This window comes from uncultured Chitinophaga sp., assembly GCF_937898475.1.
In the GTDB taxonomy this organism is placed as follows: domain Bacteria; phylum Bacteroidota; class Bacteroidia; order Chitinophagales; family Chitinophagaceae; genus Chitinophaga.
Window position 1 is genome coordinate 43,246 of sequence record NZ_CALEJS010000025.1, and the last position, 14,453, is coordinate 57,698.

General features: G+C 50.3%; 8 protein-coding genes. 3 read left to right on the plus strand and 5 right to left on the minus strand.

Features of this window, described 5'->3' with window-relative positions; genetic code table 11:
• Positions 1-35: 35 nt before the first annotated feature.
• From gcvP to Q0577_RS16390, 3 genes are all read left to right on the plus strand, one after another.
• Positions 36-2,900, plus strand: coding sequence for an aminomethyl-transferring glycine dehydrogenase (gcvP, locus tag Q0577_RS16380; protein WP_298738089.1), 2,865 nt, complete (start codon positions 36-38; stop codon positions 2,898-2,900).
• A 109-nt stretch (positions 2,901-3,009) separates the two neighbouring features.
• Positions 3,010-3,345, plus strand: coding sequence for a hypothetical protein (locus Q0577_RS16385; protein ID WP_298738090.1), 336 nt, complete (start codon positions 3,010-3,012; stop codon positions 3,343-3,345).
• A gap of 97 nt (positions 3,346-3,442) precedes the next feature.
• Positions 3,443-3,955: a hypothetical protein gene (locus Q0577_RS16390; protein ID WP_298738092.1), complete on the plus strand. Its 513-nt coding sequence runs from the start codon at positions 3,443-3,445 to the stop codon at positions 3,953-3,955.
• 68 nt (positions 3,956-4,023) lie between these two features.
• Here the strand turns inward: Q0577_RS16390 and Q0577_RS16395 are convergent, their stop codons facing one another.
• From Q0577_RS16395 to Q0577_RS16415, 5 genes are all read right to left on the minus strand, one after another.
• Positions 4,024-7,380 (minus strand): VCBS repeat-containing protein, encoded by a 3,357-nt coding sequence (locus Q0577_RS16395; protein WP_298738093.1) that lies wholly within the window; start codon positions 7,378-7,380, stop codon positions 4,024-4,026.
• Between the two features lie 5 nt (positions 7,381-7,385).
• On the minus strand, positions 7,386-8,957 hold the full coding sequence (locus Q0577_RS16400) for a RagB/SusD family nutrient uptake outer membrane protein (protein ID WP_298738095.1): 1,572 nt from the start codon (positions 8,955-8,957) through the stop codon (positions 7,386-7,388).
• 28 nt (positions 8,958-8,985) lie between these two features.
• Entirely contained in the window at positions 8,986-12,432 is a 3,447-nt protein-coding gene (locus Q0577_RS16405) for a TonB-dependent receptor (protein WP_298738097.1), read from the minus strand.
• Positions 12,433-12,668: 236 nt separating this feature from the next.
• Positions 12,669-13,778 (minus strand): FecR family protein, encoded by a 1,110-nt coding sequence (locus tag Q0577_RS16410; RefSeq protein ID WP_298738099.1) that lies wholly within the window; start codon positions 13,776-13,778, stop codon positions 12,669-12,671.
• Positions 13,779-13,858: 80 nt separating this feature from the next.
• Positions 13,859-14,449, minus strand: coding sequence for a sigma-70 family RNA polymerase sigma factor (locus Q0577_RS16415; protein WP_298738101.1), 591 nt, complete (start codon positions 14,447-14,449; stop codon positions 13,859-13,861).
• Between the last annotated feature and the right edge of the window lie 4 nt (positions 14,450-14,453).

Below are 14,453 nucleotides of genomic sequence, written 5' to 3' on the forward strand. Positions count from 1 at the left end.
TTTGCACATTCATTTCAATTTACCTGCTTCATATCATGAATCTTTTTGATATTCAACAAAATGAATTCGTTTCCCGTCACATCGGGCCGAACGAATCTGAAACCAACCAGATGCTGGATACTGTCGGCGAATCATCCCTGGAGGCCTTAGTGAGCAAGACGGTACCAGGCAGCATTCGTATGCAGGGACCGCTGGCCATACCGGCTGCCATGAGCGAGAGTGACTACCTGCGCCACCTGAAGGAAGTGTCGCTGAAGAACAAAGTATTCCGCAACTGTATCGGGCAGGGGTATTACGATACCATTACACCCAGCGTTATTTTACGCAACATTTTTGAGAACCCGGGATGGTATACCCAATATACTCCCTACCAGGCAGAGATCTCCCAGGGCCGCCTGGAGAGCCTGCTGAACTTCCAGACCATGGTGTCTGACCTGACCGCCTTACCCATCGCCAACGCTTCCCTGCTGGATGAAGCAACGGCAGCGGCAGAAGCCATGACCATGTTCTTCAATGCGCTGAACCGCGACCATGAGCATATTGCCCGTCCTAAGTTCTTTGTAGACAACAGCGTGTTCCCGCAGACTAAAGACGTGATCTTTACCCGCGCTACTCCCCTGCACATTGAGGTGGTGGTAGGCGATTATCATACTGCACAACCAGATGCGTCTTACTTTGGCGCACTGCTGCAATATCCTAATGACCTGGGCGCTGTGGAAGACTACCGCGCTTTCATTGATAAGGTACATGCTACCGGTGCTTATGTAGCCATGGCTACCGACCTGCTGGCCCTCACCCTGCTGACCCCTCCGGGTGAGCTGGGCGCCGATGCCGCCCTGGGTTCTGCCCAGCGCTTTGGCGTTCCATTGGGCTTTGGCGGTCCGCACGCCGCATTCTTTGCAGTGAAAGATGATTTCAAACGCGCCATCCCCGGTCGTATTATCGGCGTAAGCATTGACGCACAGGGGAACCGCGCATTGCGCATGGCCCTGCAAACACGCGAGCAGCACATCAAACGCGAAAAAGCCACTTCCAATATCTGTACCGCCCAGGCATTGCTGGCCAATATGGCCGCCATGTATGCCGTGTTCCACGGACCTAAAGGCCTGCAGAACATCGCCACCAGGATCCACCTGCTGGCAGGCGCACTGGCAGAAAAGCTGAAAGCAAAAGGCCTTACACTGAAAGCAGACCAGTTCTTTGATACCGTGGTGGTAAGCTCCGCTTCGGTAGCTGCCATTAAAACCAAGGCTGAAGCAGCAGGCATTAACTTCCGCTACTATGGTGATGACCGTATCGGTATTTCACTGGACGAAACCACTACCATCCAGGATGTGAACGATATACTGCAGATCTTTGATGCAGGTCAGCTGTCTGCCAGCATTGAAGCGAAAGGCAATATTCCTGCATCGCTGGAGCGTACCTCTCCTTACCTGCTGCACCCGGTGTTCAACACCCACCACAGCGAAACGGAGATGATGCGTTACATCAAGCTGCTGGAAAATAAAGACCTCTCGCTGAACACTTCCATGATCTCCCTCGGATCCTGCACCATGAAACTGAATGCAGCTACCGAGATGATCCCCCTCAGCTGGGCCCACTGGAGCAAGATCCATCCCTTTGCACCGGCTTCACAAACCGGCGGCTATCAACAGCTCACCGATGAACTGAGCGAATACCTCAGCCAGATCACCGGGTTTGATGCCTGCAGCCTGCAACCCAACAGCGGCGCACAAGGCGAATACGCCGGCCTGCTGGTGATCAAAGCTTACCACGAAAGCCGCGGCGAAGGCCACCGCAACGTAATGCTGATCCCCATCTCCGCTCACGGTACCAACCCTGCATCCGCCGTAATGGCCGGCTTCAAGGTGGTGGTTGTAAAGGCGCTGGAGAACGGCTATATAGACGTAGCGGATCTGAAAGCAAAGGCAGCCGCCCATGCAAAAGATCTCGCCGGTATCATGATCACTTATCCTTCCACTTACGGTGTATATGAAGAAAGTGTGAAAGAGATCTGCAGCACTATACACGAATTTGGCGGACAGGTATATATGGATGGCGCCAATATGAACGCACAGGTAGGTTTAACAGCACCGGGCCTTATTGGCGCGGATGTTTGTCACCTGAACCTGCATAAGACCTTTGCCATTCCGCACGGCGGTGGCGGTCCCGGAATGGGCCCCATCTGCGTGGCAAAACACCTTACGCCTTTCCTGCCGGGTCACGTATCCCTGAACGGAAAAGAAAAAGCGCAGGCTGTTTCCGCCGCACCTTACGGTTCTGCCAGCATCCTGCTTATTTCATATGCCTATATCCGTTTGCTGGGCGCCAATGGCGTTAAACAGGCCTCTGAATACGCGATCCTGAATGCCAATTACATGAAGGCAAGATTGGAAAAGGCATATGACATTCTGTATACAGGTGTGAACGGCACCTGCGCACATGAATTCATCGTAGACCTGCGCCCCTTCAAGGCCGGCGCCGGTATCGAAGCAGAAGACGTGGCTAAACGCCTGATGGACTACGGTTTCCATGCGCCTACCATGAGCTTCCCTGTACCGGGCACTATCATGATAGAACCTACTGAAAGTGAGGATAAAGCTGAACTGGACCGTTTCTGTGATGCCCTCCTGGCCATCCGTGAAGAGATCAGAGCCATTGAAGAAGGCAAGGCAGACAAACAGCACAACGTGCTGAAAAATGCACCGCATACACAGTTTGTGATCACTGCCGATGAATGGCCTTTTGCGTATAGCCGCCAGCAGGCAGCCTACCCGCTGGAGTATGTGAAGCTGAACAAATTCTGGCCTTCTGTAAGCCGTGTAAACAATACGCATGGCGACAGGAACCTGATATGTACCTGCGAGCCGGTTAGCGCCTATGCAGAAGCAGAAGCCTGAACAACCTTTCAGTCATTAACATCTTTATAACAATGTGCCATCACGGGCTGCCGTGGTGGCACATTTATTTTGGGTATATTTATAAAGGACAATTTATCGATTCCATGTTATGAACACCGAAAGAATCTACTTTACCCTACTGGTATACGTAAAACCTGGCCAATACGAGACCTTCCAAGATTATGAAAGAAAAGTGCTTCCGCTGCTTCCCTCCTTCAACGGTATGCTGGAATTACGCCTGAAGACAGATAAAAAGGCCGATGAAACCGAGGTGCCGGACGAGATCCATGTCCTGTCTTTCGCCTCCATGAACGATTTTGAGCGTTACCGTACAGACGACCGCCGCCGGCAGTACCTGGATATGTTCCACTCCGCAGTAGAGAAAGCCATGCTGATCAAGGGGAAGGATATTAAAACGCCGGGAACAAACGGCATGTTCGAGTAAGCGCGTAATATACTAAAAAAAAGAAAATATCATATATTAAATCAAAATAATTACTGATTTATATATATATTAGCTATAAGAAAACCCGTACCTTCCTATGCAAGATTTTTCTTTTATGACCACGGAAGAGCATTTCTTATTGCAGGATGCTCTTAAAAAGAATAAAAAGCAAGTCATCAAGTTCGTATTTATTGGCCTTTTCCTGATGGTGTTAGCTGTAGTAATACCACAGATCTTCCTTAGAAACAGCACCACAGATGAAGCAGAAACCTCCATGTTCTCCTATAAGAACGGCTGGTTCTGGATCTGGCTGTTGTCTTTTGTTATAGCATTGATCTTCGCGCTGATCAAAGTAACGGAAGTACGCTACTTTACCATCCGCAAAGACCTGATCAAGCTGCAGAAGGGCCTGATCAACGCCCCGCTGGAAGCGGTTTATCATGAGAATAACAACACCCAGACCAACTTCATGGTACAGCTGCCCGATACAAAGCGGAAAAGGTTGTTTTACTGGACCCGCGGCGCCCTGGACGGTTACCGGGCAGGTACCGAGGTAGAGATCAGCTATGCCAGGTATTCAAGGGTGATACTGGCTATCAATAAGAAGTAAAAATCCAGATTACAAATTCCAAATTCCAAATCCCGAAATCCAGATTCCAGCGCGCAGAGGGGCTTACCTTACAGCCTGGAATTTGGATTTTGGGATTTGGTATTTGGATTTTGGATTTTGTGGTTTAGTCTAAAGGCTTTGAGAGAGTCGTTGTTAACTGCTGCCAGCACTACATTTCCGCCAGCGGGGGAGGCTATCAATGCCAGGTCTTTCACGTCCCCGTTCAGTATAAAACCACTTGCTACAGGGGGCACTGCCCTGAATGTTTTTTCCTTACTGCCTATCAGCAGGCAGCCATAGAGGGCATCATAACGCCCGGTCATTACGTCTGCCTGGTATTCATTACCAGCCAGCAGCAGGTCTGTATAGCCGTCCTTATCTATGTCGGTGCAGAGGATGGCGTTTACAGGGGCAAACTGCGCTTCAATGGGGAGCGGATGTTTCCTGAACCTGCCATTACCCAGGTTTTCCAGGAAACAGCTGCGGGTTTCATCACAGGTGAATTTGAGCAGGCCTTCTTCCCTGCCTTTGAAAAGGTCATCAAAAGTGGCGCGGGCATAATTGCGGTGGTAGAGGAATTTCTTTTTAACGCCGGGGACCTGTTCTGATAATTGTCCGCGGTTAATGGCCGGGTAAGGGCGCCGCTGGCCGTCATCCCCCATGATATAGTAAAAAGGTATGGGATCAATACTACCGTTACCATCCAGGTCTGCGGCAAACAGCTGCATGGGATGAGCGGAATCCGCACGGTATACGCAATTAAGGCCGTAGTTACCGGCTATCAGGTCCATATCGCCGTCGTTGTCAATATCGGCTGCAGCAAGGCTGCGCCACATGCCGTTTACCTGTGAAAGCCCGGTGCTGAACTCTTTCAGGCGGCCATGCTCATTGCGGAAAAAGCGCAGCGGCATCCAGTCGCCCGCAATGACCAGGTCGGGCTGATGATCATTATCCAGGTCTGTCCAGATGGCAGATGTGATCATCCCGGCGCGTTGCAAAGCAGGGCAAACGGCGGCCGTAACATCTGTAAAGATGCCCTTATCGTTGCGGAGAATATAGCTGGCGGGGGCCAATGGGTAAACGGCAGACACCCTCCCTCCTATGAACAGGTCCGGGTCGCCATCGCCGTCGTAATCTCCGGCACTTACACAGGCGGTGATGGTACTGATTCCCGGGGGAATGGCGTTCGCCTGCAGGGTAAAATGGCCTTTGCCGTCATTGAGATACAGGCGGGGACGATAATAAGGAGAACCTTCGGGGTAGCGGGTATCTCCACTGGCAATGAGCAGGTCAAGGTCTTTATCGCCGTCTGCATCCAGCAGCAGGCAGTCGGTATCTTCCTGGCGTTTAGTGCTGTCGGCCAGCGGCTTACCTGCAAAGGTACCATCCGGCTGCTGCAGGAACACCTGCCCGGAAAAGTTAAATGCACCGCCCAGGAAAAAGTCCGTACGCCCGTCTCCGTTCAGATCCCCGGTTGCAATATAAGGCCCCTGCTGCGAGTATTTCTGAGGCAGCAGGCGCTGGGTATTAAAATCATTAACCGGATGATCTACGTGCCTGTAAAGGGCCTTTATGGCGGTTGTAACATCATCCATCATGGTAAGCGGCTGATAGTGGAGGGCAGGCGCTCCTGGCGCCGCATCTTTTGCGTAAAGGGTCAGCACCGTATCTGCGCGGATGTTTCGCAGCGTTTGGCGGCTGTTATCGGGCCAGGTTATCAATACGGAGTCTGCATGATCGTCATCTCCCAGGCCAAACAGCAGGCGCTGGTCTACAGAAGAGCAGTAACCGCGCACCGGGCTTTGCTCCTGCATACAGGCGGCGCCCCTGCGATATACCCACACTTTTGCGCCAAAGCCGCGCAGGTTGGCGGGTGAGCCTTTCAGCTCAATGCCCAGGTAATGATGGCGGGCATTGTTAATGAAAACAAAAGCGGGATCGTTGATATTGTTGATCACCAGGTCAGGATCGCCATCATTATCCAAATCTGCCCAGGCGGCGCCGTTAGACATGGATGGCTGGTTGATGGCAGCTTTGGCAGACGCGTCTGTAAACGTATAGTCGCCGTTGTTAAGATACAGGTAGTTACTGAGCCTGATGTGATCCAGGGAAACCAATTTGTCGCGTATGCGTTTACGTTGTTCCTGTTTATCGCGGATGTTGCCCAGGTTATTGGTAAAATCAAGAAAGTCTGCATTGATGAAGTCACGGCCTATGCCGTTGGTGATGTGCATGTCTTTCCAGCCATCGTTGTCAAAATCCGTCATCAGCACACTCCAGCTCCAGTCTGTTTCTGAAACACCTGCCAGCTGGCCAATCTCACTGAAGAAAGGCACCTGGCTGCCGGGATAAACGCCGTTGTTCAGCTGCAGCATATTGCGCATAAAGGAAGGCTCATAGCCCATGGCGCGTTCCGCTTCATAGCGGTCATAATTCATGAAGGAATACATGAGTTTTTTGCGCCCGTTGTGTTCGGGCATCATGTCAAGGGTTGCTATGTCAGGAAGGCCGTCGTTGTTGATGTCTGCTACATCGGCGCCCATGCTGGAGTAGCTCTGGTGCCTGACAGACCGCGCAATACTGTTGGTAAAAGTGCCGTCATGATTATTCAGCCAGAGCAGGTCGTTTGAAAGAAAATCATTGGCCACATAAATATCCGGCCAGCCATCGTTATTCAGATCGCTGATCACTATGCCTAAACCGTAACCATCTTCCCTGATGCCCGCTTCCAGCGTTACATCTTTGAACACCGGATGCGTGGCGCCGGGCGGTGTGCCTTCATTACGGTACAGCTTATCATTGGCAGGAGAATGACCGCTGAGATCTTTGGGAAAGATGGTATTGGCATTGGGACCATTGAGCATGTAGTTAAGCAGATACATATCCAGATCGCCATCCTTATCATAGTCAAAGAATGCCGCCTGGGTAGAATAGCTGCTGTCTGCCAGCCCGTATTCGCGGGCAGACTCTCTGAAAGTAAGATCGTGCTGATTGATGAACAGCAAGGTATGCGCGCGTTGCTGCAGGTCTTTACCAAAGGTGCAGACAAATATATCATCGTAGCCATCATTGTTCACATCTGCAATGCTTACGCCGGTGGCCCATACCGCAGTGCCAACACCTGCTTTCTCCGTAATATCTTCAAACTGAAGATGGCCTTTATTAAGATAAAGCCGGCAGCTTACCTGGTTACCTGCAAAGAAAATATCTTTCAGTCCGTCGTTGTTAAAATCCCCTATCCCTACGCCGCCGCCCATATAGCCAAACTCGTTGATAAATGAGGCGGAGGTATCGTCTTCCTTTATAACGTTGCTGAAGCGGATGCCCGACTGAGCGGAAGGTAAGGCGGTAAATAAAGCATGCTGTGCTGACTGCTTACATGCGGCAGCCAGCACAGCGAAGATCAATAATATGCGGATGTTCATGTTTATCAATAACCCGGATTCTGCTTGTTGATGCCGCCCGCGCCCAGTTCAGGATTGTTATCTATTTCTGACTGTGGAATAGGTAACAGTTCATCGCGGTCAGGCCTGAAATAAGAAAGCGGATCGGTTGTAAAATATCCCTTTCTTCTCCAGCGGAGGATATCGCGGTTGCGCACTTCTTCATCTCCCAGCTCAACGGTCCTTTCGTGCATAATGGCCCTTATCAGTTCTGCCTTGCTGTTGCAGGGATATTTAGCTGTGGGATAATGCGGCATTTCAACTCCGGGCCTGTCGCGTACCTGGTTCAGGTAGCCGGTAACAACAGCGGCGGCGCTGCCCAATTCTGTTTCGCATTCCGCCATCATCAGCAGCACATCTGCATAGCGGATAATGCGCTGGTTGATACCGCCGGGATGGAAGGTGCTGTTATCCTTATAGATCAGCATGTATTTGCGCCAGCTGATCTTTTTGGTAACGCCATTTACCACAGAAGCGTTACCATTCTGGGCGGCGTCTGTCAATGTTAACGTATTATTGAAATATTTATCTCCTGTCTGGTATACAGACATACCGAAGCGGGGATCTGTCTTCGGTATTCCGGCGGCGGCATCCTGGAATTCGAATTCGTTCAGGTAGCGGTTGGACGGAATGAGGTTACGCCATGCGATGGGAGAATATTCCTGGTTGCGCACCGTACTTTGCGGTTGAGCATTTGGCTGATCATCGCCGGTGTATCCCCAGTTAAAGTTATTATCGCCGCGGTCAAAGAACACTGCTTCCAGGATTGATTCTGCATTGAACTCGTGCTCTTCATCGAAATTATAAGTATAGTTAGGCACGAGACTATATAAACCAGAGCTGATCACTGCCTGCAATGCAGTTTTGGCGGCTGCATAATCTCCTTTCTGCATGTGTACCCTGCCAAGTAAAGCGTGCGCGGCGCCCTTGGTTGCGCGGCCCTGATCATCTGTAGTAGCGGGTAGTGCGGTGATGGCATCTGTCAGATCGGTGATGATCTGGGTATATACTTCCTCTTCTGATCTCCTGGGCTGGAACTGATCTGGTGCGGTTACCTGTGTAGTATATATCGGTACGGCTCCCCAGTTGGTGACCAGTTCAAAATAGGCCCATGCACGGAAGAATTTCGCTTCTCCTACACAACGATCGCGCAGCTCGGTATTGTCTGTCACATTCGGGCCGTTATCGATCACGGTATTGGCGCGATGAACAATGGTATACAGGCCGTTCCACACATCTTTCACCAGCGTATTATCAGTAGCGGTGGCGCCATTCAATATCTGGCCCCTGGGCTGTTCCAGCTGGCTACCGCCGCTGGCCACATCGTCACTCCTGAGATCATGCACAAAGAACCATTCTCTGCCCACCAGTGAGCCGCTGTGAAAAATAGAATAGATGGCATTGGTGCCGCCCACCAGTTCAGCACTGTTCTTAAAGAATGTTTCGAGTGTAGGGTGACTGGGGTCTGTTTTATCCAGCTGTTTATTACAGGCCAGGAAAACAGTGCCCGTTATCATCACAACCCCTGCCAGCGATTTATAGAAATTTGAGTATTGCATATCGATTCTTTTAAGTTTTCAGTTAACATTAAAACCCCACCTGCACGCCAACCTGGAATGATCTGGCGGCCGGGTACTGGCCATAATCAACGCCGTTGGTCAGCGTGGTGTTCTTGGACCCGATCTCCGGATCCCAGCCTTTATAGCCGGTAAATGTTAACAGGTTCTGAGAAGAAACATATACCCTGAAGCTGCTGATAGCCCCCCCGGAGAGTGTTTTTAACCTGGGGCCGGGTATATTGTATCCGAGTATCACGTTCTTCAGGCGCAGGTAAGAGCCGTCTTCTATCCAACGGGTAGAGGGGCGAACGTTCTGATTGGGATCTTCGCTGATGGCACGGGGTATATCCGTATTGGTGTTAGATGGCGTCCATGCATTCAGCACTGCAGTACCTGAGTTGAACAGGCGGGCCATCCCTTCAGTGATCACCCTGGCTGCATTGAATATCTCGTTGCCTTGTACACCCTGGAAGAACAGGGAAAGATCGAAATTCTTATAGTTAGCGCCCAGGTTCAACGCATAACTGAAGTCTGGAATATAGCTGCCAAGGTAGGTGCGGTCGGCATCGGTGATCTTACCGTCTCCGTTCAGGTCTCTGAATTTCAGGTCTCCCGCGGCTGTTCTCTTGGCGGGTAAATTACCCGGCACCTGTACCGGACTTCTCTGCACCTCATCTTCGCTCTGGAAGATACCTTCCACTATATAGCCGTAATAAGACTGGATAGGCTGACCGGCTGCCGTACGCGTGATGGCGGCGCCACCGCCAAAGTCTGCATCGCCGCCCTGGTCTATAGTAGCATTCGGCGTATTCATCTTCAGCACTTTGTTGCGGATGAAAGTAATGTTACCGGTAGCATTCCAGGTAAAGTCGCCTTTTGTTTTATTATAGCCTGCCTGGAACTCAAAGCCTTTATTCTGCATGGAGGCAGCGTTGATATAAGAACCTGTGCCGTTGAAGCCAAAAGAGCCAGGTGTGGGTACGTTCAATATCAGGTTGTCTGTCTTACGGCGGAAATATTCGGCTGTAAGCGTGATCCTGTTATCCAACAGGCCCAGGTCTAAACCGATGTTGATCTGTTTGGTCTTTTCCCATTCCAGGTCCGGGTTGCTGAGTGTATTGTAATAGGATGCGTTGCCGGTGGTATTGTTATTTCCAAAGGGATAAGTAGCGCCATTGGCACGCACCACCACCTGCCAGGGATAATACACACCGCCTGTGGTTACATTGTAGAAAGCGTTGGTAGCATCCAGGCCTGTTTCTCCATAACCTGCTCTTATTTTCAGTTCGGAGATGGCAGGAATATTCTTCATAAAAGGCTCACGGTCTATTTTCCAGCCAACAGAAGCAGAGGGGAAAGCAGCATATTTTCTGCCCGGCGCCCATATAGACAATCCGTCACGGCGTATGGCAGCGCTCAACAGGTACTTTTCTCCAAACTCATAGCTGATGCGGCCAATGTAGGACATCAGGAAGTTCTCTGCCCTGATGGACTTAAAGCTGATGTTACTGGCGCCATCAAAGGTTTCAATATCATTAGAGTTCTGGTTGCCGGAAGCATTTTCCTGGTAATATTTTGATCCCTGTGTTTCAAAAACAGCGACTGCATTTACATGGTGTTTGCCGAATGTTTTATCGAACGTGAGCTGCTGCGTATACAATTTGGTGGTGGTATTATTACGCATGTCTGTAATAACAGCTACCGGAGAGTTCCTTCCTTTATCATCATATATAGGCGCGAACTGGTGCTGATAAAGACTTACATAATCCACACCGAAGGTGGAACGGAACTTTAACCAGGAAGTGAAATTCAGTTCCACAAAGGCGGTACCCAGCAACTTGAAAGTTTTGTTATGGGCATCACCCAGGAGAACGGCGTCCTCTATCGGGTTGGTAGGGTCCGCCCCATCCACACTATTCTCTGCACCACGGTAACCGCCTTTGGTAGTAGGGTCATACACCGGCAGATAAGGCATGCTGCGCACTACATTTACCAGGCGGGTACGGTTGCCGGAGGTATTGTCATAACGCTGATCAGAATACGAGAAGTACAGGCTCTGCCCGAAAGTAAAGAGCTTGCTGATGTTGTGATCAGAGTTGATACGGAAATTTCCTCTTTCATAGTCCACGCCCTGTGCAATACCATCCTGTTTGAAATAACCGGCTGAAGAATAGAACCTTGATCTTTCATTACCGCCACTCACCGCCAGGTTGTGCTGGGTGATGATGCCGCTTTTGAAATAAGCATCCTGCCAGTCGGTATTGGTTTGCGCATAGGTTTGGGTAGTACCTTCATAGATAGGCTGGTTGAAGTTAGCCGGCTCCAGGCGGGGCGGTAAAGCGATGCCTGCTGCGCCGTTGAGCGCTCTTTCATATTGCAGGTACTGCTGTGTATTCAACAGGTCTATTTTCTTCCAGGCGCTTTGTGTACCAACATAAGAGTCGAGAGATACTTTCAGCCCGCCATCCCTTCTGCCTTTCTTTGTTGAGATGATGATCACGCCGTTGGTAGCGCGTGAACCGTAGATGGCGGCGGCGCTGGCGTCTTTCAGCACTTCAACGCCTTCTATATCGCGGGTATCAAAGTTGGAAAGGTTACCTGTGGGAAAACCATCTATCACATACAGCGGATCTGAAGCAAAGCTGATGGAGCTAATACCCCTGATCCTTACCAGGGCCGATGTACCGGGAGAGCCGTTATTGGTAACGGTAAGACCGGCCACCCTGCCTTGCAGCGCCTGTTCAACACTGGCTACCGGCAGTTCAGAGATGGTTTTGGAATTAACGGAAGCAATAGCGCCGGTGAGCGTACTTCTCTTTTGCGTACCGTAGCCCACTACCACTACCTGTTCCAGCAGGGCTACATCAGGTTCCATGCGGATGTTCAGGGTAGCTTCCGCTCCTACTTTTACAGCATATGTTTTATACCCGATCATGGTAAACTCCAGTGTTTCACCGGGGTCTGCACTGATGGAAAAATTTCCGTTGGCATCTGTAGCGGTACCCCTGTTGGTACCTTTTACCTGTATGGATACGCCGCCCAGGGGAGCGCCGGCTTCATCGGTGATCTTACCGGTGACTACCTTTACCACATAAGCTTCGGGGATCATTTTATCAGGTTCAATGCGCAGTGACAGCAGGTTTCCTCCACCATTGTTCTGACAGGTAAGTACGATCTGGTCGCCAGACACATAATAGTTGATAGCCAGCGGTTGCAGCAGCTGATCCAGCACGGCGCCCAGCCGCTGATCGTGTGCAGTGAGCGACACCTTTTTATTGGCGGGAATCTTTTGCACGCTGTATACAAACCTGATGTCTGCCAGTTTGCTGATCTCGCCCAGTACAGATTTTACAGGTTGCTGGTCTGCAATCAGGTTAATTTTCCTGTCCAGCACCTCCTGGCCACTGGTCGGCTTGGCGTAGATAATTCCTGTGAGGCAAAGTATCAGTATCAATGGAAGTAGCCCTAGTCTCATAACCCGGTAGAATAACAAGTTAGTGGGTCTCCTTTTTTTCATAACTTTGGAATGTTTGATTAAAGCAATCAGTTTTAACAGACGTTTTGCCCCGCTGGTTAGCCGCCGGGGGCAATCTTACAGAGCCGGTATTGTTCGCAGCAATACCGGTTCTTTTTTTAACGAAATGGCAAAAGGTGATTATGTGAATGTGTTATTCATATCAAATAGTTTACGAGTTTAACAAGTTTCTGCCTTCAATCGCAGGCCCCGGCTTGTATCACTACCTGTGCGTCAATCACTTCATAGCTGGCGCCTATCGCTCTGCACACCAGGTCCAGTTTCCGGTAAAAAGGTTCATGCCGGAGGTCTGCCGTTACGGTACAATGTTGTAATAGTTCAGTGTCGTATACAATGGTAATATCGTAGGCCTTTGCGATGGCGCTGAATACCTTTTCAAGGGGCGCTTCATCGTATACCATATTACGGTCTGCTTCTGCAGACAGGGTCATCACCGGGTTTTCGAGCAGCACTTTCTGGAATTTTTGTGCGGTCTTTTCATATACCAGGCGCTGGTTGGGCGCCAGTATCACTTCGTCGGGACTGCCTGATGCGTCTGCGGGGGTATGGTCCGGATTTTCATTGTAGGCGGATACGCTGACCTTTCCTGTTCTGACGATCACCTGTATGGTAGTATCGGCTTCAAAAGAGCGGACACTGAAGCTGGTGCCTAACACTTTTGTAACGATATCGTTAGCAAACACCCGGAAGGGGCGGTTAGGAATGCGGGCTACGTCGAAAAAGGCTTCGCCGGAGAGGTAAACGTCCCTGGAACCGCTGCTGTCAAAGTTGCGGACATAACCGATGCGGCTCCCGGGCGCCAGTTCGATACTGCTGCCATCCGGCAGTGAAAGGTGAACGGGGGTGTTGGATGTATTTACATTTTCTATCAGGCGCCTGTCGGCCGTGAGCGATGCATATGACATCCTGGTCGAACCTGTTTTTCCACCAAAGGAGATGTATTTTACACTTGCTACAGTTAATAGTATGGCGATGGCGGCCGCCGCTGCATACCGCCAGGTATGGCGGCGCCGGGCAGTAAGCTGCGCTGGTTCATGTTGATCCCGGATGGTTTGCAGCAGCCTGTCCACTTCCTGGGATACCACATGATCCGGAATGGCAAATTCTGCTGTTTTAAGCGATTCCAGTATCCGCCGGGCTTCTGCTATAACAAGATGCTTACCCGGATGCTGGCGCAGCCAGTTATTCCAGAAGATCTCATCCTCTTCCTTTTTTTCATACACCCAGCGTATAAAATCCTCGTCAAGTACAAAGTCGGTAATATCGAACAACCGGAAATCTTTCATGGCGCCTTGTTACATATATATGTTCCGCCGGCGGGCAGAATCTACTGGTTAATCTGAAAATATTTTTTTGCGGAAAGTGCTCAGCGGGTTATAAACTCTGTATGCCAGAGGTTTCTGAGCTTCTGGATGGCCTCATGGAGCAGGTTGTAAACAGACTGGCGGCTGACACTCATCAGCTCGGCAATTTGTCCATGGTCCAGGTGCTGGTAAAATTTCAGGTAGATCACCTCCTTTTGCCTTTTGGTAAGCAAAGCGAGGGTGCGTTTCAGCTTTTCGGCTTTTTCCTCGGAGATCTGTCTTTCAATAATGATACGTTCAATGGAGAATTCATGGAAAAAGTCATAATCATCCCGGAAGTTGGCCAGGCCGGTTTTGCGGTCATTATAATAGAGGGCTTTGAGCACCTTATTTTTAACGGCCCGCAGGAGATAATACCGCAGTGAAAAGATGGAGCCTGCAGTTTCTCTTCGTTGCCAGAGGCTTATAAATACTTCCTGAATGCAATCCTTTATCAGGGGCTCATCCCGGGCAAATCTTGCAGCATAATTATAGAGATCAGCATAATAATGCCTCATGAGCATTGCCAAAGCCTGTTCACTATTTTGTTGCAATTGTTGCAGCGAGGATGCCTCCAAATGAGTAAGGCCTTCTTTCATTGGCTGGTAGTTCATAACG